Annotated in this window: 19 protein-coding genes; 12 read left to right on the top strand and 7 right to left on the bottom strand. The window is 66.8% G+C overall.

Annotation, left to right across the window (positions count from 1 at the left end):
* Positions 1 to 37: 37 nt before the first annotated feature.
* Positions 38 to 817: an ABC transporter permease gene (locus WCE59_RS03190; RefSeq protein ID WP_343257261.1), complete on the bottom strand. Its 780-nt coding sequence runs from the start codon at positions 815 to 817 to the stop codon at positions 38 to 40.
* On the bottom strand, positions 814 to 1,800 hold the full coding sequence (locus WCE59_RS03185; RefSeq protein ID WP_343257260.1) for an ABC transporter ATP-binding protein: 987 nt from the start codon (positions 1,798 to 1,800) through the stop codon (positions 814 to 816). Before WCE59_RS03185 ends, WCE59_RS03190 begins: the two co-directional genes overlap by 4 nt.
* Before the next feature lie 41 nt (positions 1,801 to 1,841).
* Between WCE59_RS03185 and WCE59_RS03180 the strand changes: the two genes are divergently transcribed.
* From WCE59_RS03180 to WCE59_RS03150, 7 genes are all read left to right on the top strand, one after another.
* Positions 1,842 to 2,621, top strand: a complete 780-nt coding sequence (locus WCE59_RS03180) for a ferredoxin--NADP reductase (RefSeq protein WP_449284088.1) — start codon at positions 1,842 to 1,844, stop codon at positions 2,619 to 2,621.
* Positions 2,618 to 3,802, top strand: coding sequence for a M50 family metallopeptidase (locus tag WCE59_RS03175; RefSeq protein ID WP_343257259.1), 1,185 nt, complete (start codon positions 2,618 to 2,620; stop codon positions 3,800 to 3,802). Before WCE59_RS03180 ends, WCE59_RS03175 begins: the two co-directional genes overlap by 4 nt.
* 73 nt (positions 3,803 to 3,875) lie before the next feature.
* A complete protein-coding gene (locus tag WCE59_RS03170; RefSeq protein WP_343257258.1) occupies positions 3,876 to 4,268 on the top strand; it encodes a hypothetical protein in 393 nt (130 codons plus the stop codon).
* On the top strand, positions 4,265 to 4,468 hold the full coding sequence (locus WCE59_RS03165) for a helix-turn-helix transcriptional regulator (RefSeq protein ID WP_343257257.1): 204 nt from the start codon (positions 4,265 to 4,267) through the stop codon (positions 4,466 to 4,468). Before WCE59_RS03170 ends, WCE59_RS03165 begins: the two co-directional genes overlap by 4 nt.
* A complete protein-coding gene (locus tag WCE59_RS03160) occupies positions 4,465 to 6,009 on the top strand; it encodes an alpha/beta fold hydrolase (RefSeq protein WP_343257256.1) in 1,545 nt (514 codons plus the stop codon). The genes WCE59_RS03165 and WCE59_RS03160 overlap by 4 nt, the downstream gene beginning before the upstream one ends.
* A gap of 3 nt (positions 6,010 to 6,012) precedes the next feature.
* On the top strand, positions 6,013 to 6,759 hold the full coding sequence (locus tag WCE59_RS03155; RefSeq protein WP_343257255.1) for an ABC transporter ATP-binding protein: 747 nt from the start codon (positions 6,013 to 6,015) through the stop codon (positions 6,757 to 6,759).
* The gene (locus WCE59_RS03150; protein WP_343257254.1) at positions 6,756 to 7,940 is read left to right on the top strand and encodes an ABC transporter permease; all 1,185 of its coding nucleotides are present in this window, start codon (positions 6,756 to 6,758) and stop codon (positions 7,938 to 7,940) included. Before WCE59_RS03155 ends, WCE59_RS03150 begins: the two co-directional genes overlap by 4 nt.
* A 115-nt stretch (positions 7,941 to 8,055) precedes the next feature.
* Here WCE59_RS03150 and WCE59_RS03145 read toward each other — a convergent pair whose 3' ends face one another.
* From WCE59_RS03145 to rpmH, 5 genes are all read right to left on the bottom strand, one after another.
* Positions 8,056 to 9,093, bottom strand: coding sequence for an energy transducer TonB (locus WCE59_RS03145; protein ID WP_449284087.1), 1,038 nt, complete (start codon positions 9,091 to 9,093; stop codon positions 8,056 to 8,058).
* Positions 9,094 to 9,180: 87 nt separating this feature from the next.
* Positions 9,181 to 10,518 (bottom strand): tRNA uridine-5-carboxymethylaminomethyl(34) synthesis GTPase MnmE, encoded by a 1,338-nt coding sequence (mnmE, locus tag WCE59_RS03140; RefSeq protein WP_343257384.1) that lies wholly within the window; start codon positions 10,516 to 10,518, stop codon positions 9,181 to 9,183.
* A gap of 65 nt (positions 10,519 to 10,583) precedes the next feature.
* Positions 10,584 to 12,341: a membrane protein insertase YidC gene (gene yidC / locus WCE59_RS03135; RefSeq protein ID WP_343257252.1), complete on the bottom strand. Its 1,758-nt coding sequence runs from the start codon at positions 12,339 to 12,341 to the stop codon at positions 10,584 to 10,586.
* Between the two features lie 13 nt (positions 12,342 to 12,354).
* Positions 12,355 to 12,783 carry a ribonuclease P protein component gene (rnpA, locus tag WCE59_RS03130; protein WP_343257251.1) on the bottom strand — a complete coding sequence of 143 codons (429 nt, stop codon included), beginning with the start codon at positions 12,781 to 12,783 and terminating at the stop codon, positions 12,355 to 12,357.
* 62 nt (positions 12,784 to 12,845) lie between these two features.
* Complete coding sequence (rpmH, locus tag WCE59_RS03125; RefSeq protein ID WP_343257250.1) at positions 12,846 to 12,986, bottom strand: 50S ribosomal protein L34; 141 nt, start codon at positions 12,984 to 12,986, stop codon at positions 12,846 to 12,848.
* Between the two features lie 221 nt (positions 12,987 to 13,207).
* Between rpmH and dnaA the strand changes: the two genes are divergently transcribed.
* From dnaA to WCE59_RS03100, 5 genes are all read left to right on the top strand, one after another.
* Positions 13,208 to 14,524 (top strand): chromosomal replication initiator protein DnaA, encoded by a 1,317-nt coding sequence (dnaA, locus tag WCE59_RS03120; protein WP_343257249.1) that lies wholly within the window; start codon positions 13,208 to 13,210, stop codon positions 14,522 to 14,524.
* Positions 14,525 to 14,784: 260 nt separating this feature from the next.
* Positions 14,785 to 15,885 (top strand): DNA polymerase III subunit beta, encoded by a 1,101-nt coding sequence (gene dnaN / locus WCE59_RS03115; protein ID WP_343257248.1) that lies wholly within the window; start codon positions 14,785 to 14,787, stop codon positions 15,883 to 15,885.
* An 85-nt stretch (positions 15,886 to 15,970) separates the two neighbouring features.
* Positions 15,971 to 17,050 carry a DNA replication/repair protein RecF gene (gene recF, locus WCE59_RS03110; RefSeq protein WP_343257247.1) on the top strand — a complete coding sequence of 360 codons (1,080 nt, stop codon included), beginning with the start codon at positions 15,971 to 15,973 and terminating at the stop codon, positions 17,048 to 17,050.
* A gap of 134 nt (positions 17,051 to 17,184) precedes the next feature.
* Positions 17,185 to 19,647, top strand: a complete 2,463-nt coding sequence (gene gyrB, locus WCE59_RS03105) for a DNA topoisomerase (ATP-hydrolyzing) subunit B (RefSeq protein WP_343257246.1) — start codon at positions 17,185 to 17,187, stop codon at positions 19,645 to 19,647.
* A 120-nt stretch (positions 19,648 to 19,767) separates the two neighbouring features.
* Positions 19,768 to 20,571 carry a M48 family metallopeptidase gene (locus WCE59_RS03100; protein WP_343257245.1) on the top strand — a complete coding sequence of 268 codons (804 nt, stop codon included), beginning with the start codon at positions 19,768 to 19,770 and terminating at the stop codon, positions 20,569 to 20,571.
* Positions 20,572 to 20,588: the final 17 nt, after the last annotated feature.

The following is a 20,588-nucleotide window of genomic DNA, read 5'->3' as shown; positions in this document are numbered from 1 at the left end:
CCGGCCGCCGGCATCCGGAACTGCGACGCCGGTCCGGTCAGCTGCGCAGGCCCACGCCCCGCTTCAACAGCCACAGCCCCAGCGATCCCAGCGCGACCACGAAGAACAGCATCAGCGCATAGGCCACCCACAGCGGCACGTCGCCGCGTCCGAGCAGGCCATAGCGGAACGCGTTGACCATGTAGAAGATCGGGTTGGCGTAGGTCATCTTCTCGGCCCAGCCGGGTAGCAGCGAGACCGAATAGAACACGCCGCCCAGATAGGTCAGCGGGGTGAGGATGAAGATCGGCACGATCGCCACGTCGTCGAACTTCTTGGCGAACACGGCATTGACGAAGCCGGCCAGCGAGAAGATCGTTGCGCCCAGCAGCACCGTGGTCAGGGTGATCCACGGATGCGGGATGCGCACGGTAGTGAACAGCATCGCCACGCACAGCACGATCACGCCCACCATCAGCCCGCGCGCGACCGCACCGGCCACGTAGCCGCCCAGGATCACCCACGGCGGCATCGGGCTGACCAGCAGCTCTTCGACATGACGGCCGAACTTGGCGCCGAAGAAGCTGGAGGAAATGTTGCCGTAGCTGTTCTGGATCACGCTCATCATCACCAGCCCGGGGACGATGAAGTCCATGTAGTTGATCCCGTCCATGGTCCCGATGCGGCTGCCGATCAGGCCGCCGAAGATCAGGAAGTACAGGGTCATGGTGATCGCCGGCGGCACCAGGGTCTGGCTCCAGATCCTGAGGATCCGCATGATCTCGCGCCGGCTGACGGTGCCCAGCGCGACCAGGTTGTTGCGCAGGTTGTTGCTCATGCCGCACGCTCCGGTGTCTTCGGGGCACCTGCACCGGGGCCCGGTGCGCCCTCGCCGGTCATGCGCACGAACAGTTCTTCCAGCCGGTTGGCCTTGGGCCGCATGGACCGCACCCGCAGGCCGGCTTCATCCAGCGCGGCAAAAATCCGGTTGAGGTCCATGGAGCGCGGCATATCCACATCCAGGGTGTGCCCGTCGTGGGCCGAGACCAGGACACCTTGGACCTGCGGCAGCACGGCCGGCAGCTCGCCTTCCACGTCCAGCAGGAAGCCTTCCACGTCCAGCTTGGCCAGCAGGTTGCGCATCGGGCCCTGCTCCACGATCCGGCCGTGGTCGATGATGGCCAGGTTGCGGCACAGGTTCTCCGCTTCTTCCAGGTAATGGGTAGTCAGGATGATGGTGGTGCCGGCGGCGTTGATCTCGCGCAGGGTGCGCCACATGCCGCGGCGGATCTCGATATCCACGCCGGCGGTGGGCTCGTCCAGGATCAACAGCCGGGGCCGGGTCATCATCGCCCGGGCGATCATCAGCCGGCGCTTCATGCCTCCTGACAGGGTGCGGCTCATCACTTCGGCCTTGTCCCACAGCTGGGCGGAGCGAAGCTCCTGCTCGGCCCGCTTCAGCGCCTCGCGCCGGGAAATCCCGTAGAACCCGGCGTAGTTGGCCAGGATGTCGACGGGCTTTTCAAACATGTTGAAGTTGATTTCCTGCGGCACCAGGCCGATCAGGCGCATGGCGGCGTCGCGATCGCGCGCCAGGTCCACGCCAAACACCGACACGTCGCCGGAGGTCTTGTTCACCAGCGAGGAGATGATGCCGATCAGGGTGCTCTTGCCCGCCCCGTTGGGGCCAAGCAGCGCATAGAAGTCGCCCGGGGCGACATCAAGCGAAACGCCCTTGAGCGCCTCGACGCCACCAGGATAGGTCTTGCGCAGGTCGCGCACGGACAGGGCCGGCGCGTCACCATGTGGAATTTGAGTCATCCCGTTAGTATAGGCGGCTGCGCACGGGTGCCCGTGCGACATTGCGTTGCATCACATTGGCCAAAAAGAACTTCCCCCTCCGACTCGTTTCCCGCCGCATGATCGCGCCGGCCGTCGTGCATCTGGATCTGGTGCGCGATGATGGCGAGCCGCTGGATTTCATCCCCGGCCAGTTCGTCCAGGTGCACTTCGAGTACGCCGACGGCACGGCCACCAAGCGCAGCTATTCGCTGGCTTCGGTGCGCGATCCGGTCGCCCCCGCCGATGCGACGGTGGAGATCGCCGTCAGCTACGTGACCGGCGGCGCGGCAACGGCGCTGTTTGAAGCCCTTGAAGTCGGCGAAGTGATCCAGGTCAGCGGGCCATTCGGCCGCTTCTGCCTGATGCCCAACGACGCCAACCGGCGCTACCTGCTGATCGGTACCGGCACCGGGGTCACGCCGTACCGCGCGATGCTGCCGCTGCTGGAACAGCAGATGGCCGAACGCGACATCGAGGTGGTGCTGCTGTTCGGTGCGCGCAGTCCGGCCGAGCTGCTGTACGGGGATGAATTCCGCGCGTTTGCCGCCCAGCATCCGCGCTTCCGCTTCGTGCCCTGCTTCTCCCGTGAGCTGCCGGAACCTGGCTCCTTCCAGGACCATCCCGACGTGCGCCACGGCTACGTGCAGCAGTTCCTGGATGAATTCTCCCCCAGCGGCGACACCGACCTGGCCTATCTGTGCGGCAACCCGGACATGGTGGATGCCTGCTTCGAGGCCCTGAAGGAACACGGCCTGGCGGTGCCGCAGATCCGGCGCGAGAAGTACGTCAGCAGCAAATGACCGCCAGCCCGCTGCCGCCACCATCACCCAGACCGGCGGCGGGTGCATCAGGGCGCAGCCTGATCCGCGGCATCCTCGGCCTGCTGCCGTTTCTGGCCGGCGGCGCGGCGGTAGGTGCTGGCACGGCGTACTTCGGCCTGGAGTGGATGCCGGACATCGGCGTGTGGGCCATCGTCGCCTTCTTCATCTCGATGTGGCCCAACCTGGTATTGCACGAGGCCGGCCACGCGGTGGCCGGAGTGGCCCGCGGGATGGACCTGGTTGCGTTCGGCATCGGTCCGCTGCGGCTGGAGCGCGGCAGCCAGGGGCATTGGCGGATGCGCAACGGTGGCGGCCGCGGGATGGCGGGATTCGCGGCGATGTTCCCGCGGGTCGGCCGCGAACCGGGTCGGCTCGACCAGGCGCTGGTGCTCGCGGGTGGGCCGCTGGCCAACCTGGCCACGGCCGCGCTCGTGCTGTGGCTCGCCGGGCTGCCTGCCGCGACACCATGGGCCTCCGGCATGGCGACCGGATTTGGCCTGTCAGCACTGGTGCTGGGCGTGGGGAACCTGCTGCCGATCAACTCGGACGGCTGGCGGTCGGATGGAATGGGCCTGCTTGACCTGGTGCGCGACAGCCCCCACGCAGCTCTGCAGCAACAGGTGAATCAGATGGTCGCGCTGAGCGTGGCCGGCGTGCGGCCGCGCCTGTGGCCTGCCGCCCTTGTCCCCAACACCACTCCCGATGGCTCCAACCTGCTGCTTGCCGCCAGCGCGGACTCGTTGCGGCTGAACCACGCAATGGACAGCGGCGACGCTCGGTCCGCCGCGCGCGCTGCGGAAGATCTTGCCAGGCGCTATGCGGATCTGCCGGAGGCGATTCAACCTGCCATTGCCGTGAGCCTGGCCGGATACGCAGCGCTCATCACCCGCGATGTCCGGCAGCTGCGCGCGTGGCGCGCGCACTGCGGAGGACGCAGCCTGCTCGACCTGACGCCCTACCTGAATTGGCTGGACGCGGAGCTGGCGATGCTGGAAGGAAAACTGGTAGCGGCCAAGACAGGCGTGGACGAAGCCCGCGACAGCCTGTCGCTGGTGCACGACGCCGCCGGGGCGCTGATGCTGGACGAGTACCTGCACGCGCTGGAGCAGCGGCTGTTGGATGCCAACGCTTGTCCGTCGGCAGGCACCGCCGCAGGATAGGTGTCAAGGTCACTTGACAGGCAACACCTTGCGGCCCATGCTTTTAGTCAAGCTTCCTTGACACAGGATTCCCATGCAGCAGATCGCCAGCCGCTACAGGCGCGAATTCGGTTCATCCATGGCCGCCTACGTGGTGGTTCTGTTCCTGTCCATCTGGGCCTTGAAGCATGTCGACGCCACCGCTTTGCGGGTTCTGCTGGCACTGGCGCCGGTGGTGCCGGTGGCCGCGGCCGGGCGCGCGATCATGCGTTTCGTGCGCGACAGCGACGAGCTGCAAAGGCGGATCATGCTCGACGGAGCCGCGCTCGCTGCGCTTGTCCTGACCCTGGGCAGCTTCAGCCTCGGCCTGCTGGTCAGCGCCGGTCTGCTGCCAATGCGCGCCGACATGGCGCTGATCATGGTTCTGCCGACCTATTCGGGGCTGTACGGCCTGTTCGCCTGGCTGGCCGCCCGGCGCTACGCGTGAACAACCGCGTGCGCGAGCTGCGCGAAGCCCGCAGCTGGTCGCAGGCCCGGCTGGGTGATCAGCTGGACGTTTCACGGCAGACCATCAACGCGATCGAAACCGGCAAGTACGATCCCAGTCTGCCGCTGGCGTTCCGCATTGCCCGCGAGTTTGGCGAATCGATTGAATCCATCTTCCTGTTCGACGAGGACACTCCATGACACCCAGGCTCCGATACCCTGCGCCCCGCGCCGCAGCGGCCCTGCTGGCGCTGGCCCTGGCCGGCTGCGGCCCGATGACCGCCGGCCAGACAGACAGCGCGCAGGACTCTCCGGCAGAGACGGGCTTCCGGTTTGGCGACATCACGTTCCAGCCCTGCACGCTGGACAGCGGCACGGCCCAGACCACGATCGATGCCCGCTGTGGCGTCCTTGAAGTCGCCGAGGATCCTGCCGCGGCGGATGGGCGCACGCTCAATCTCAACATCGCCTGGCTGCCGGCCACCAGCGCGTCCGGCGGCACCGACGATCCGGTGTTCTTCTTTGCCGGCGGTCCCGGCCAGGCCGCCACCACCCTGGCCTGGCATATCAACCAGTCGCTGCGCCAGGTGCGGCGCCAGCGCGACCTGATCCTCATCGACCAGCGCGGCACCGGCAGTTCCAATCCGCTCAGCTGCCTGGACGCCGATGGCGACACCATCCCGCTGGACCCGGAAGCCATGGTGTCCGCAGAGGCGATGCTGCCCTACGTCCAGACCTGCCTGGCCTCGATGGAGGGCCGCGCCGATCCACGCATGTATACGACCGGCCACGCCATTGTCGATTTCGATGCGGTGCGCCAGGCGCTCGGGGTGGAGCAGATCAACCTGGTGGGCGGCTCCTACGGCACCCGGGTGGCGCAGCAGTACGCGGGCGCGTACCCGCAACACGTACGAACGATGGTGATCGACGGCGTCGCGCCCAACGACCTGGTGGTCGGGGGCGAATTCGACCGCACGTTTGATCGCGCCCTGCAGATCCAGTCCGGCTACTGCGAAGCGGACCCGCAGTGCCGCGAGCGCTTCGGCGGCGATCTGCGCACCAGTCTGCGCGCACTGCTGGAGACGCTGCGCACCGCACCGGTGCAGGTCGACTTCCACCATCCGCGCACCCATGAGCCGCAGCAGGACACCATCACCGCCGATACGGTGACCGGGCTGGCGTTCTTCTTCTCCTATGCCCCGCAGACGGTGTCCATGCTGCCGCTGCTGCTGGACGAAGCGGCCGAGGGACGCTACGGCCCACTGATGGCGCTCAGCGCGCTGGCCAACGACCAGATGCAGGACATGCTCAACCGCGGCATGCAGTGGTCGGTGGTGTGCGCCGAGGATGCGCCCCGCCACGTGCCCGATGCTGATGCGGACACCATCCTCGGTCCGGAAGCGGCCGAGATGCTGTTCAACGCCTGCCAGGTGTGGCCGGCCGGCACGCCGCACGCGGGTTACACCGAGCCGCTCGAATCCGACGTGCCCACCCTGCTGCTGTCCGGTGAGCTCGACCCGGTCACTCCGCCCGAATACGCCGAACAGGTGCTGCCCGGTCTGCCCAACGGCCGTCACCTGGTGCTGCAGGGCCAGAGCCACGGCACCCTGGCGGTCGGCTGCATGCCCAGGCTGCTCGGCCAGTTTGTCGAATCGGCCAACGCCCACGATCTGGACACCACGTGCCTGGAAGACGTGCGTCCGGTGCCGCCCTTCACCTCATTCAACGGCTGGGAGCCCTGAGCCATGATCGAAGCACAGCAGCTGCACAAGGCATTCAAGACCCGCACCGGTACGGTGAAGGCGGTCGACGGGGTGGATTTTCGCGCCCGCGACGGCCGCATCACCGGCCTGCTCGGCCCCAACGGCGCCGGCAAAACCACCACCCTGCGCATGCTCTACACCCTGATGAAGCCCGACAGCGGACAGGTGCGGGTGGACGGCATCGATGCGGCCACTGATCCGGCCTCGGTCCGGCGGGTGCTGGGCGTGCTGCCCGACGCCCGCGGCATCTACAAGCGCCTGACCGCGCGCGAGAACATCGCCTACTTCGGCCAGCTGCACGGCCTGCCGCGCGACGTGATCGACGAGCGTACCCGGGCGCTGTCGGCGCAGCTGGACATGGACGACTTCCTGGACCGGCGCACCGAAGGCTTCAGCCAGGGCCAGCGCACCAAGACCGCGATTGCCCGCGCCCTGGTGCACGATCCGCGCAACGTGATCCTGGACGAGCCGACCAACGGCCTGGACGTGATGAGCACCCGGGCGATGCGCGAGTTCCTGCTTGAACTCAGGTCACAGGGGCGCTGCGTGATTTTTTCCAGCCACATCATGCAGGAGGTCGCCGCCCTGTGCGACGAGATCGTGATCATCGCCAAGGGCCGGGTCGTGGCTGCCGGCAGTGCCGACGAGCTGCGCACGCGGTTCAGTGAAAGCAACCTGGAAGACGCCTTCGTCAAGGCGATCGGCTCCGAGGAGGGCCTGCTGGCATGAGCGCTGGATTCTTCACATCAATGCTGGCGGTGATGCGCAAAGAGCTGCTGGACATCACCCGCGACCGCCGCACCGTGGCCATGGCCGTACTGTTCACCCCGCTGATGTTCCCGCTGATGATGCTGGGGGTCAGTTCACTGGGCGAGATGCGGATGAAAACCCAGCTCGAGTCGGAGCTGGAGCTGCCGGTGATCGGGGCCGAACGGGCGCCCAACCTGGTCGATTTCCTCGCTTCGCAGCGGATCCGTGCGGTCGCACCGCCGGAAGACATCGGCGCGGCGATTGCCAGCCAGCAGGTCGACGTGGCGCTGGAGATCGGCGAATCGTTCGACGCCGACTGGCGCGCCGGGCGCCCTGCCCCGGTCGACATCATCCACGACGCCACCCGGCGCAACGCCGAGATCCCGGTGTCCAGGGTACGCACCGCGCTGGCCACCTACGGGCAGCAGGTGGGTGCACTGCGACTGGTGGCCCGCGGCATCGATCCGTCGATCACCCGGCCGCTGGGCATCGGCCACCGCGACCTGGCCAGCGAGGAGGCCAGCCGCGGTATGGTGCTGTCGCTGCTGCTGCCCTACCTGTTGATCCTCAGCAGCTTCCTCGGCGGTGCGTATCTGATCCTCGACGCCACCGCGGGCGAGCGCGAGCGCCAGTCGCTTGAACCGCTGCTGGCTACCCCCGCCGCACGCGGGGCCATCGTGAGCGGCAAGATGGTGGCCGCCTGTTTGCTGGGTCTCGCCTCACTGCTGCTGACCCTGCTTGCGCTCAAGGCCAGCGCCCAACTGGGCGAATCAGCCAGCATGCTTGATGTCAGCTTCAGCGCCATGCTGCGCATGCTGCTGGTCCTGGTGCCCATGCTGTTCATCGGCACCGCGCTGCTGAGCCTGCTGGCGGCCTCGGCCAAGAGCATGAAGGAAGCCCAGAGCCACATGACCTGGCTGATGCTGCTGCCGATGGTTCCGGCCTTCGTGCTGATGGTCAATCCGGTCAAAAGCGAGATGTGGCAGTACGCGGTGCCGTTCCTGGCCCAGAACCAGCTGCTGCTGAAGATCATCCGCGCCGAAGCGATTGATCCGCTGACCTGGACGGTCTACCTGGCGGCAGGATTCGGCCTGGCCACGCTGCTGTGGCTGGGTGCGGTGGCGCGCTACCGGCAGGAGAAGCTCGCGGTCTCGGCCTGATCCGGCGGGGTTAATGCGGGGTTGAACCCATCGGGCATACCGCTCTCTGCAAAGCACGACGCCCGGCATTGCCGGGCGTCTTTCATCAAGGCATCAGCCCACCGTGCGATGAAACTCAGTCGCCCGGGTTGAATCCGATCGTGCGCCGGGTGGTGACCGGTTCGGCCACCGGCTCGAAGCGCCAGCGACGCACGGCGGCCACTGCTTCGCGGTCGAACACCCGGGCCGGATCCGCGCGCACCACCCGCGCGTTGGCGACGGTGCCGTCCTGGTTGACGGTGAATTCCACCATCACCTCGCCGGACTGCCCGGCACGCAGCGCTTCGGGCGGATAGCGCGGTGCCGGCGTGCTGATCGGACGCACGTCGGACACGGCGGGCGCCGCCGCGCGGGCGGCAGCCTGCGCTTCAGCCTCGCGCTGCTGGGCAGCACGCTGTTCGGCCGCCACGCGGGCGGCTTCGCGCTCGCGTTCTGCGCGCTGCGCGGCTTCCTGCTGCTCCGATTCTTCCTGCTCGGCCTGCTCCTGGGCCTGACGTGCCGCTTCTTCCTGCTGCTCCTGCTGCTGGCGCTGCCGCTCGGCCTGCAGCTGACGCTGGCGATCGGCTTCCTGTTCGGCGGTCAGCTCCTGCTGGGCAATCTGCTGCTGGCTGCGCTCTTCGGCCTCGTCAATGGACGCGCTCAGCCGGGCCAGCGCGGGATGCCCCGGGCTGGCCCGCTCGATCAGCACGCGCAGGCGGCGGGCCTCTTCGTAATCTTCCCGATCACGGCTCTGCTCGGTGGCGATCACCGTCATCGGCAGCAGGTCGGTCAGCACGCTGGACACGGCCGCGTCCCCGGGCAACCGCTCGCGCAGGGCCAGGTAATACTCCAGCGCGTTGTCGCCCGGAGGTGCGTACAGGCGGCTCTCGGCATAGGCCTTGCCGGCCGCCGCGCGCAGCTCTTCCACGCTCATCCCCTCATGGGCGTCCCCGCTGTCCTGCTGCGCAGCCGCAGCCGGTGCGTCGCCTGGTGCTGCGGCGTCGTCCGCCGTCGGCACGGCCTGTTCCGGGCCGGCCGGATCACCGCCGCATGCGGCCAGCGACGCCGCCAATGCGGCGGCCAGTGAAATTTTCAACCAACGCGGGCGCAATGGCCCGGATTCATTCCCCAACATCAGTAACTCCCCCTGCAGATGCGTTCATACGCGCGTGTAGGACGCGACAGCGGCGGCGGTTTGTCAACTCCGAAGCGCCCAGACAGATTACTTGCCAATACAGAAAGTCGCGAAAATGTGACCCAGTAGATCATCCGGCGCAATTTTGCCGGTGATCTCTCCCAGATGGTCGTGTGCTTCACGCAGCGCTTCGGCGGTCAGCTCCAGCACCTCCGCGTGCAGGTGAGCGCGGGCGTTTTCAAGCGCCGCAGCGGCTGCGGTGAGCGACTGCACGTGGCGCGCACGCGCGGTGAATTCACCGCCGCCCTCTGCGCCGTCAACTCCGGCCAGGGCCTGCAAGCGTGCCTGGACCCGATCCAGGCCGGTGCCTTTGCGCACGGAAATCCACAGCGTGTCCGCGTCGTCCTGGCCCGGCTCCGGCAGCAGGTCGGCCTTGTTGCACAGCCACAGCACGCTGGGCACGCCGTGGATGGCATCGGCGACCGCCGCACGGCCTGCATCCGGGTCGCGCCCGTCCACGACCACGATCGCCAGGTCGGCGCGCGACAGCTCGCTGCGCGCCCGGCGCATGCCTTCCTGCTCGATGGCGTCGCCACCCTCGCGCAGGCCGGCCGTGTCGACCAGGGTCAGCTCCACGCCGGCCACGCGCACGGTTTCTGCCAGCAGATCCCGGGTGGTGCCCGCGATATCGGTCACGATGGCCCGTTCACTGCCGGCCAGGACATTCAGCAGGGAGCTCTTGCCGGCGTTGGGCGGGCCCACGATCACCGCGTGCAGGCCGTCACGCAGCCGCCGTCCCCGTTCGGCCGCGGCCAGCAGCTGATCCAGCTGACCGGCGATTTCGCCGAGCTGCGCGGCCACTTCGTCACCGCCCAGGGTCTCCAACGGTTCATCGGAGAAGTCGATCATCGCTTCCACGTGCACCCGCAGGGCCAGCATGCGCTCGGTGATCGACTCAACCCGGCTGGAAAACTCCCCGTCCAGGGCGCGGCGGGCGGCGCGGGCGGCACGCAGGTCGGCGGCGGCAATCAGGTCGGCGACCGCTTCGGCCTGGGCCAGGTCCAAGCGGCCGTTGAGGAAGGCGCGTTCGCTGAATTCACCCGGCCTGGCACGGCGGGCGCCGTGCGACAGGCACAGATCCACCAGCCGATGCAGCACGGCCGGGCTGCCATGAGCCTGCAGTTCCACGACATCCTCGCCGGTGTAGCTGGCAGGCGCGGCGAACAGCAGGGCGATGCCGTCATCGAGCACGGCGCCGTCTTCTTCGTGCAGGTGGACGTGGTGGGCATGGCGCGGACGCAGCGGCCGGGCGCAAAGTGCTTCGCCAATGGTGCGGGCGGCGGGTCCAGACAGCCGCACCACCCCGATCCCACCGGCACCGGCAGCGGTGGCAATGGCAACAATGGTGTCCTGGGCGGCGGTCACGGCGGGGCTGTGCATGGCGCTGCTGCGCAGACGGGCGCCGACCGCGTGGTCGGCACCCGCCGGATTCAGGCCTTGGCCGGTTTGGGCGGCTGCGGCTTGGAGGGCTGGTCCGGCTTGGGCGGATCACCGCTATAGCGGCGCAGGAACCACCACTGCTGGGCCAGGCCCACCGATCCGTTGGTCACCCAGTACAGCACCAGGCCCGCCGGGAAGAAGATCATGATCGCGCCGAAGATCACCGGCATCAGCTGCATGATCTTCTGCTGGGTCGGATCCATGCCGGTCATCGGGCTGAGCTTCTGCGTGGCCCACATCACCGCGATGTTGATCACCGGCAGGATGAACCACGGGTCGGGTGCGGTCAGGTCCTGGATCCAGCCCATCCACGGGGCGTGGCGCAGTTCCACCGATTCCAGCAGCACCCAGTACAGGGCAAAGAAGATCGGCATCTGCAGCAGGATCGGCAGACAGCCGCCCACCGGGTTGATCTTTTCCTTCTTGTACAGCTCCATCATCGCCATCTGGAACTTCTGCTTGTCGTCCCCGTAGCGTTCCTTGAGCTGGGCCATGCGCGGCTGGAAGCGGCGCATCTTGGCCATCGACTTGTACTGGGCCGCCGACAGCGGATACATCGCGATGCGGATCAGGATCACCAGGCCAACGATCGCCCAGCCCCAGTTCTTGACCAGGTCGTGGACCTTGTCCAGCAGCCAGAACAGCCACTCGCCCAGGAAAGCGAAGGCGGAAAAGCGCGAATAGTCGACCGCCCGGTCAAAGCCGCGCACGCCCTGGGCCTTGATCTGCTCAACCAGCTTGGGTCCCACCCACAGGCGCGCATCAACGCTGGCTTCCTGGCCGGCGGCCACCGACAGGCCCGGACCGAGCTGGCGCACCAGGTGCCGCGGACCGTCTTCGTGCACCGAGATGACCGTGCGGTCTTCGGGCTGCGGAATCCAGGCGGTAAAGAAGTGGTGCTGCAGGATCGCGGTCCAGCTCTCGGTCGCCTGCAGGTTGATCGCGCCATCATTGAGGAATTTGGCGAACGGACGCCGGGTATAGCCTTCCTCGTCGCTGTACCAGGTCGCGCCGTTGAAGCTGAAGGACTCCGGATTGGTCATGCCGCGGCTGATGTTGGGCGGAACCCGCGACAGCTGGCGATAGATATAGCCCTGCCAGGGGCTGTCGCCGGCGTTGATGACGGTGTCACGCACGTCGATCGCATAGGAGCCGCGGCGCACGGTGATGGTGCGCCGGATGGTCACCCCGTCCGGGCCCTGCCAGAGGAACGGAACCACCACTTCTTCGCCAGCCTCTTCCAGGCGGTATTCGCGCTGGCCACCCTCGTTCACGAAGCCGGCCTCGTGGGTCGGCGCCGCCTGGGCCTGGCTGACCCATCCGCTCTGCGCGGCGTACCAGCGCGAGGGGTCGGTATCAAACAGCTTGACCGGCGGGCTGTCCTCGTCGCGGGTCTGCGGGTAGCCCAGCAGCGCGGCGTCAACCACGTTGCCCTGATCCAGGGTCAGGCGCAGCACGTCGGTGATGACGGTCACCGTGTTGCCGGTTGCCTGGGCCGGGGAAGCGCTCGCTTCAACCGTGGGCACCGCGCCGTCGGCTGCCGGCGGGGCAAGAGGCACGTTCGACGCGTCCGGCACCGCGCCGCCGGGGGCGGGCACCGATGAAGGCACCGCGTTGCTGCCGACGCCCTCGGCCGCGACCGGCAGTTGCGGGGCGGCCTGGACATTGTCTTCCTTGCGCCATTCCATCCACAGCAGGATGGCCACCATCAGCCAGGCGAAGATCAGGAGAGTGCGGGTCTGGTTCATCGGGCAGCCAAGCTCAGTCGCCGGAAGGGTCCGGCGCGGGTGATCGGGGGGATGCGGATGCAGGACAATCGCCGGGCATTGTGACGCCCACCGGCTGGACGGGCAACGCGCCGGCCCGCTGCAGCACGGCCCGCAGGCCTTCGCGCAGCTGTGCGCCGGTGGCGGCGGCGGCGGCGGGGCGGACTACGACCACATAGCTGCCCGGGCGCAGCTGGGAGCGCAGCTGGCGGAACTGTTCACGCAGCTGGCGCTTGATGCGGTTGCGGCCCACCGCGTTCGGATCCACTTTGCGGGACACGGCAAGGCCCAGCTGCGGCGCTTCGCCGTCGCTGTGCCAGTGAAGGGCTATCAATGGCGACGCGGTGCGTCGATTGTCGGCGAACACGCGGTCAAAATGCGCACGCGCACGGACACGCGCCTGCCTCGGAAAGGCAGCGCTCATTGCAGACACGGTCTGGATCGTCGCGGGGACCGCTGGATGGCGGCCGCCCGCAACGTGCGGCCTCAGGCCGACAGGCGCCGACGGCCCTTGGCGCGGCGACGGGCCAGGATCTTGCGGCCGTCCGCGGTCGCCATGCGGGCACGGAAGCCGTGGTCGCGCTTGCGCTTGATGTTACTGGGCTGGAAAGTGCGCTTGGTAGCCATTTCTGTAATTTCTCGTGCGGGGGCGCGGCATTACGCTGCGCTAAACGAACCAGCGATGATAGCGCCGCCGGCAGCACCCAGTCAACCGGCGTGCCGAAGCTGGATGCGCCACCCGGAGGGCGGTGGTAGTCTGCGGCTTCCGCGCCCATCCGGTTGCCCCGGTCATTGACCCGGGGCTGTGCCGTGGACGGCGCCTGCCCAGCAAGACGCATCATACATACATGGAAGCTTGGCCCCGCTGCCTCGAACGACTGGAAGCCGAACTGCCGGCCGAAGACGTCCACACCTGGCTCAGACCTCTGCAGGCGACGCGCCGTGACAACACCATGGTGTTGTATGCGCCCAACGCATTCGTGCGCGACGAAGTCCGTTCGCGCTATCTGGACCGCATTCGCGAATTGCTCGGCCATTTCGGCGGCAACGACGAGGTATCGCTGGAAATCGGCTCCATGCCGCGGCCCAGCGCGCCGGTGCAGCAGCCGTTGGCAGTGCCGACGCCGGCCGGTCCGGTGTTCCACGGCAATCTGGACAGCCACTACTCGTTCGACAACTTCGTCGAGGGCCGCAGCAACCAGCTCGGCCGCGCCGCGGCCTGGCACGCGGCCGAGAACCCGGGCGATCGCGCCCACAATCCGCTGCTGCTGTATGGAAGCACCGGGCTGGGCAAGACCCACCTGATGTTTGCCGCCGGCAACCGGATGCGCGAGCTCAACCCCTCGGTGCGGGTGCTGTACCTGCGTTCGGACCAGTTTTTCAACGCGATGATGCGAGCCCTGCAGGAAAGGGCCATGGACGCGTTCAAGCGCCAGTTCCATGAGGTCGACGCGCTGCTGATCGATGACATCCAGTTCTTCGCCGGCAAGGAGCGCACCCAGGAGGAGTTTTTCCACACCTTCAATGCGCTGTTCGAGGGCCGCCAGCAGATCATCATGACCTGCGACCGGTTTCCGCGGGAAGTGGAAGGCCTGGAGCCGCGGCTGAAGTCGCGCCTGGCGTCCGGGCTGTCGGTGGCGATCGATCCGCCGGACTTCGAGACCCGTGCCCAGATCGTGCTGTCGAAGGCACAGGAGCGCGGCGCGCAGATCCCCGAGGATGTGGCCTTCCTGATTGCCAAACGCATGCGCTCGAACGTGCGTGACCTGGAAGGGGCCCTGAACACGCTCGCTGCGCGGGCCAACTTCACCGGACGCACGATCACCGCGGAATTTGCCCAGGAAACCCTGCGCGACCTGCTGCGCTCGCAGATGCAGAGCGTCAGCATCGCCAACATCCAGAAGACCGTGGCGGACTACTACGGCCTGCAGATCAAGGACCTGCTGTCCAAGCGACGCACCCGGATGCTGGCCCGTCCGCGCCAGGTGGCGATGGCGCTGTCCAAGGAGCTGACCGAGCACAGCCTGCCCGAGATCGGCGATGCGTTCGCCGGTCGCGACCACACCACCGTTCTGCACGCCTGCCGACAGATCCGCAAGCTCATGGAAACGGACGGCAAGCTGCGCGAGGACTGGGATAAATTGATCCGGAAACTCAGTGAATAAGCGCTTTTTTCATGCCCCGTAACGCCTGAATGACAAAGTCGGGGGCAAGCTGTGGACAAGTCTGGGATAATTTACAGGCGCGAAAGTTGTCCACAGGTTGCAACCACCCTCCAGGGCAAGTTGTACACTTGGTTGTTACGGCAATATTTTCGTTGTAAATCAATAGTTTGAAGTACTTATCAAGCGTTTTCGGCGACACCACCACCACCAGCTTTTGATTCTTATACAAAAACTGGTAGAGCTAAGGGGAACCCACCGGCATGCGTTTCAGCCTCCAACGCGAAGTCTTTCTCAAGCCACTGACCCAGGTGGTCAACGTCGTCGAACGGCGGCAGACCCTGCCGGTGCTTGCCAACCTGCTGGCCCAGGTCCAGGATGGTCAGCTGTCGTTGACCGGCACCGACCTGGAAGTGGAAATGGTTGCCCGCACCCAGGTTGACGACGCCGAGGACGGCGAAGTCACCATTCCGGCGCGCAAACTGTTCGAAATCGTTCGCGCCCTGCCTGATGGCAGCAAGGTCACGGTCAGCCAGGCCGGCGACAAGATCACCGTTCAAGCCGGCCGCAGCCGATTCAGCCTGGCCAGCCTGTCAGCCAATGACTTCCCGGCAATTGACGAAGTTGAAACCACGGAGCGGATCCGGGTGCCGGAAGCGGCGCTGAAGGAGCTGATCGAGCGGACTTCGTTCGCCATGGCCCAGCAGGACGTGCGCTACTACCTCAACGGCCTGCTGTTCGACCTTGGCGAAGACCGCCTGCGCTGCGTCGCCACCGATGGCCACCGCCTGGCCCTGTGCGAAGCGCCGCTGGAAGCCAACATCTCCACCAAGCGCCAGATCATCCTGCCGCGCAAGGGCGTCACCGAGCTGCAGCGCCTGCTGGAAGGCGGGGACCGCGAGCTGGAGCTGGAACTGGATCGCAGCCATCTGCGCGTCAAGCGTGACGATGTCACTTTCACCAGCAAGCTGATTGACGGACGGTTCCCGGATTACGCGGCAGTGATCCCGATCGGCGCCGACCGCGAAGTCCAGGTGAATCGCGAAGTCCTGCGTGCCGCGCTGCAGCGCGCAGCGATCCTGTCGAACGAGAAGTACCGCGGGGTGCGGGTGGAAGTGTCGCCTGGACAGCTCAAGATCAGCGCCCACAACCCCGAGCAGGAAGAGGCCCAGGAAGAGATCGAGGCCGAAACCACGGTTGACGACCTGGCAGTCGGATTCAACGTCAACTACCTGCTGGATGCGCTCGGCGCGCTGCGGGACGAAGACGTGGTGCTGCAGCTGCGTGACGCCAACTCATCCGCACTGGTGCGGGAGGCGAGCAGTGAAAAGTGCCGACACGTGGTGATGCCGCTGCGCCTGTGACAGAGATGATGTTCCACGTGAAACAAAAACGCCCGGCCGAGTCCGGGCGTTTTCATCCCTGGGATTCAACCCGCCGAGGCCTTCGGTGCGGGTGACGCGGCTGCGTGTGGGGGATCTCCGGCGGCTGGAACAGGTGGAGATTGAGCCGGCTCCCGGGCTCAACCTGCTGCTCGGCGACAACGGTGCCGGAAAAACCAGCGTGCTCGAGGCGCTGCACCTGATGGCATACGGGCGCAGCTTTCGCGGGCGGGTGCGTGATGGCTTGATCCGCACCGGCGCCGAGGCGCTGGAGATCTATGTCGAGTGGTCCCAGGACAGCACCCGGCGGGAGCGTCGTGCCGGGCTGCGGCATTCTGGCGGCAGCTGGCAGGGACGCCTGGACGGCCAAGCGGTGACCCAGCTCGGAGATCTGTGTGCTGCGCTGCAGGTAGTGACGTTCGAGCCCGGCAGTCATGCCCTGGTCGGCGGCAGCGGGGATCCGCGTCGGCGATTCATGGATTGGGGCCTGTTCCACGTGGAACAAGCGTTCCTCCCGTTGTGGCGGCGCTACGCCCGGGCCCTGAGGCAGCGCAATGCGCTGCTGAAGCAGGGCGCGCCCTCGGACCAGCTCGAAGTCTGGGATCTGGAGCTGGTGACGGCGGGGGAGGGGCTTACCGATTTCCGTGAGGCCTACCTGCACAGCCTGCAGGACGTGCTGGCGAAGACCGCTGCCCAGATCGCACCGATGCTCGGTCACGCCGGAATGCAGTTTCTACCCGGCTGGAAGCGGGAAAGCATGCCCCTGGCAGATGCGCTGCTGCTGGCGCGGGATCGGGACCGGATGCTGGGACACACCAGCATCGGTCCGCATCGCGCGGACTGGCGGGTGGAGTTCACGGCCATGCCGCATGGCGAAGCCCTGTCACGCGGACAGGCCAAGCTCGCCGCCCTGTCGTGCCTGTTGGCGCAGGCGCAGCATCTGGCCGGGCAGCTGGGTGAGTGGCCGGTGGTGGCGCTGGACGACATGGCATCCGAACTTGATGCGGGTCACCGCGGCCGGGTGCTGGCCACGCTGGCGGACAGCGGGGCCCAGGTGTTCGTCACCGGCACCGACGCTCCGGACGCAGCCGGAGGCCAATCGGCGTGCGTGTTCCACGTGGAACACGGCAGGGTCAGTAGAGCCTGAAGAGCCTCACTGGCTGCCCAGAGGGGCAGGGCAGGGCCAATGCTATAATTCATCGGTTAAGCCCCCTGCGAGCGCTGGGCGGGCGATGGCGCGCTGCAAGCGCGCTTGAGCCTCCAGCCAACCCGGATACACGAATGACTGAAACCACTCCCGATACGCCGGAAGTCGAGAATACTTCCTACGATTCCAGCCGGATCACCGTGCTGCGCGGCCTCGAAGCCGTGCGCAAGCGGCCCGGCATGTATATCGGTGACGTGCACGACGGCACCGGCCTGCACCACATGGTGTTCGAAGTGGTCGACAACGCCGTCGACGAAGCGCTGGCCGGGCACGCCGATGAAATCGTGGCCACGATCCATCAGGACGGATCGGTTTCGGTGTCCGACAACGGCCGCGGTATCCCCGTCGACGTGCACAAGGAAGAAGGGGTGTCCGCCGCCGAGGTCATCATGACCGTGCTCCACGCAGGCGGTAAGTTCGACGACAACAGCTACAAAGTGTCCGGCGGCCTGCACGGCGTAGGCGTTTCGGTGGTCAATGCGCTGTCCGAGCATCTTTCGCTGGACATCTGGCGAGACGGCGAGCATCACCGCCAGGAATACGCGCACGGTGAACCCCAGTACCCGCTGAAGGTGGTGGGGCCGGCGGGCGACCGCCGCGGGACGGTGCTGCGCTTCAAGCCGTCCACGGAGATGTTCACCAACACCGAGTTCCAGTACGAGATCCTGGCCCGGCGCCTGCGCGAACTGTCATTCCTCAACTCCGGCGTGCGCATCACCCTGGTGGACGAGCGCGGAGACGACGAAGGCAAGGAGCGCCGGGACACGTTCGAATACGAAGGCGGTATCCGCTCCTTCGTCGAGCATCTGGCCCAGCTCAAGACGCCGCTGCATCCGAACGTGATCGCGGTATCCGGCGAGCAGAACGGGATCGTGGTGGAAGTGGCCCTGCAGTGGACCGATTCCTACCAGGAGACGATGTACTGCTTCACCAACAATATTCCGCAGAAGGACGGCGGTACCCACCTGCAGGGGTTCCGTGCCGCGCTGACCCGCACGCTCAGCAACTACATCGAGCAGAACGGCGTCGCCAAGCAGGCCAAGGTGCAGCTGTCCGGCGATGACATGCGCGAGGGCATGATCGCGGTGCTGTCGGTGAAGGTGCCGGACCCCAGCTTCTCGTCGCAGACCAAGGAAAAGCTCGTCTCATCCGACGTGAGACCGGCTGTCGAACAGACCTTTGGTGCCCGTCTGGAGGAATTCCTCCAGGAAAACCCCAACGAAGCCAAGGCGATTACCGAGAAAGCGGTGGATGCCGCCCGCGCCCGCGAGGCCGCACGCAAGGCCCGCGACCTGACCCGTCGCAAGGGCGCGCTGGATATCGCCGGCCTGCCGGGCAAGCTGGCCGACTGCCAGGAAAAGGATCCGGCGCTGTCGGAACTGTTCATCGTCGAGGGTGACTCCGCCGGCGGCTCGGCCAAGCAGGGCCGCAACCGCAAGAACCAGGCGGTGCTGCCGCTGCGCGGCAAGATCCTCAACGTCGAGCGCGCCCGGTTTGATCGCATGCTGTCCTCCGACCAGGTTGGCACCCTGATCACTGCGCTGGGTACCGGCATCGGCAAGGACGACTACGATCCGGACAAGCTGCGCTACCACAAGATCATCATCATGACCGACGCGGACGTGGACGGCGCCCACATCCGCACCCTGCTGCTGACGTTCTTCTACCGGCAGATGCCGGAGCTGATCGAGCGCGGCCATGTCTACATCGGCCTGCCGCCGCTGTACAAGATCAAGCAGGGCAAGAACGAGCTGTACCTGAAGGACGACTCGGCGCTCAACGCGTACCTGGCTTCCAATGCGGTTGAAGGCGCTTCGCTGGTGCCGGCCGAAGGCGAGCCGCCGATCGAAGGCCAGGCGCTGGTAAACCTGCTGCTGGTGTACGCCCGCGCCCAGGAAGCGATCGCCCGCAACGCCCATCGTCACGATCCGGCGTTGATCGAGGCCCTGATCGACTTCACCCCGCTGGATCCTGACATCGTCGTGGAGAACATCGACGAGCGCCACGAGCTCGATGCCCTGGCAGCGCGCCTGAACCAAGGCGGCGCCGGCCGGCCGGTGTACTCGCTGGACCTGCAGACCGATGCCGACGGACGCCCCGTGGCGCTGGTGGGCACCCGTCGCCACATGGGCATGGAGCAGCGCCACGTGCTGCCGCTGGCTGTGCTGGAAAGCGGCGAACTCAAGCCCGTGCGCGACGCCGCCGAGCTGCTGCACGGCCTGATCCGCGAAGGGGCCATGATCCTGCGCGGCAACCGCACCCATTCAGTCACCAACTTCGCCCAGGCCCATGCCTGGCTGATGGACGAGGCCAAGCGCGGCCGGCAGATCCAGCGCTTCAAGGGCCTGGGTGAGATGAACCCCGAGCAGCTGTGGGACACCACGGTCAACCCCGACACCCGCCGTCTGCTGCAGGTGCGGATCGAGGACGCCGTGGGCGCCGACCAGATCTTCAGCATCCTGATGGGTGATGTGGTGGAACCGCGCCGCGAATTCATCGAAGACAACGCGTTGAAGGTGTCCAACCTGGACGTCTGACCGGTCGCTGCCCGGGCCGGCCTTTTTTTCGCCGGCCCCGGGCGGTATTTACATGTTCTTCAGCCGCAGCCGATTACAACGGCTGCAAAGCCCTCGGGCACAGGGACAGGGAAAACCTCCATGAAGAAGCTTGTTCTGGCACTGACGGTCGCCCTGGTGACCGTCGCTTGCGCCACCACCACCTCGCCGACCGGCCGCACCCAGTACGTGGGCGCGGTGTCGCAGGAACAGCTCAACCAGCTCGGCGCCCAGGCGTTCACCCAGATGAAGGGCGAGCAGCGCGTGGCCGGCGGCCAGCAGAGCACCTATCTCAGCTGCGTGGTCAACGCGCTGGTGCGCGAACTGCCTGCCGATCAGCGCCAGATCGCCTGGGAAGCCGCGGTATTTGTCGATGACAGCCCCAACGCCTTCGCCCTGCCCGGCGGGAAAGTGGGTGTGAACACCGGCCTGTTTACCGTGGCCCGTGACCAGCACCAGCTGGCGGCGGTGGTGGCCCATGAGATCGGCCATGTGATCGCAAGCCACCACGACGAGCGTATTACCCGGCAAATGAGCGCACAGACCGGCGTAGGCCTCGTGGGCGCAGTGGTCGGTTCCCGCTACGGCGAGGGTGCCAGCCAGACGGCCTCCCAGCTCAGCGGCGCTGCGGCGCAGGGACTGTTCCTGCTGCCCAATTCGCGGGTCCAGGAAACCGAAGCCGACGTGGTTGGCCAGGACCTGATGGCCCGCGCCGGATTTGATCCGCGCAAGGCCGTGGACCTGTGGCAGAACATGATCGGGGCAGGTGGCAGCCGGCCTCCCGAGTGGCTGTCGACCCATCCCAATCCCGAATCGCGTATCAGTGAGTTGCAGGCCCGTGCCGCCGGCCTGGTGCCGGTGTACGAGCAGGCCCGCGGCTCCGGCCGCACGCCAAACTGCGGCTGACCAGCGGTCCATTTCCC

Source organism: Luteimonas qiangzhengi (assembly GCF_039548515.1).
GTDB lineage: Bacteria > Pseudomonadota > Gammaproteobacteria > Xanthomonadales > Xanthomonadaceae > Luteimonas.
This window is presented reverse-complemented; position numbering and strand designations above follow the sequence as displayed.

Bases quoted from the DNA above. Each gene is read 5' to 3' on its own strand.
- WCE59_RS03175 (WP_343257259.1), top strand. From the start codon at position 2,618: ATGACCGCCAGCCCGCTGCCGCCACCATCACCCAGACCGGCGGCGGGT.
- WCE59_RS03185 (WP_343257260.1), bottom strand. From the start codon at position 1,800: ATGACTCAAATTCCACATGGTGACGCGCCGGCCCTGTCCGTGCGCGAC.
- rpmH (WP_343257250.1), bottom strand. From the start codon at position 12,986: ATGGCTACCAAGCGCACTTTCCAGCCCAGTAACATCAAGCGCAAGCGC.
- WCE59_RS03150 (WP_343257254.1), top strand. From the start codon at position 6,756: ATGAGCGCTGGATTCTTCACATCAATGCTGGCGGTGATGCGCAAAGAG.
- gyrB (WP_343257246.1), top strand. From the start codon at position 17,185: ATGACTGAAACCACTCCCGATACGCCGGAAGTCGAGAATACTTCCTAC.
- rnpA (WP_343257251.1), bottom strand. From the start codon at position 12,783: ATGAGCGCTGCCTTTCCGAGGCAGGCGCGTGTCCGTGCGCGTGCGCAT.
- dnaA (WP_343257249.1), top strand. From the start codon at position 13,208: ATGGAAGCTTGGCCCCGCTGCCTCGAACGACTGGAAGCCGAACTGCCG.
- WCE59_RS03155 (WP_343257255.1), top strand. From the start codon at position 6,013: ATGATCGAAGCACAGCAGCTGCACAAGGCATTCAAGACCCGCACCGGT.
- WCE59_RS03100 (WP_343257245.1), top strand. From the start codon at position 19,768: ATGAAGAAGCTTGTTCTGGCACTGACGGTCGCCCTGGTGACCGTCGCT.
- dnaN (WP_343257248.1), top strand. From the start codon at position 14,785: ATGCGTTTCAGCCTCCAACGCGAAGTCTTTCTCAAGCCACTGACCCAG.
- WCE59_RS03160 (WP_343257256.1), top strand. From the start codon at position 4,465: ATGACACCCAGGCTCCGATACCCTGCGCCCCGCGCCGCAGCGGCCCTG.
- WCE59_RS03190 (WP_343257261.1), bottom strand. From the start codon at position 817: ATGAGCAACAACCTGCGCAACAACCTGGTCGCGCTGGGCACCGTCAGC.
- WCE59_RS03170 (WP_343257258.1), top strand. From the start codon at position 3,876: ATGCAGCAGATCGCCAGCCGCTACAGGCGCGAATTCGGTTCATCCATG.
- yidC (WP_343257252.1), bottom strand. From the start codon at position 12,341: ATGAACCAGACCCGCACTCTCCTGATCTTCGCCTGGCTGATGGTGGCC.
- WCE59_RS03145 (WP_449284087.1), bottom strand. From the start codon at position 9,093: ATGTTGGGGAATGAATCCGGGCCATTGCGCCCGCGTTGGTTGAAAATT.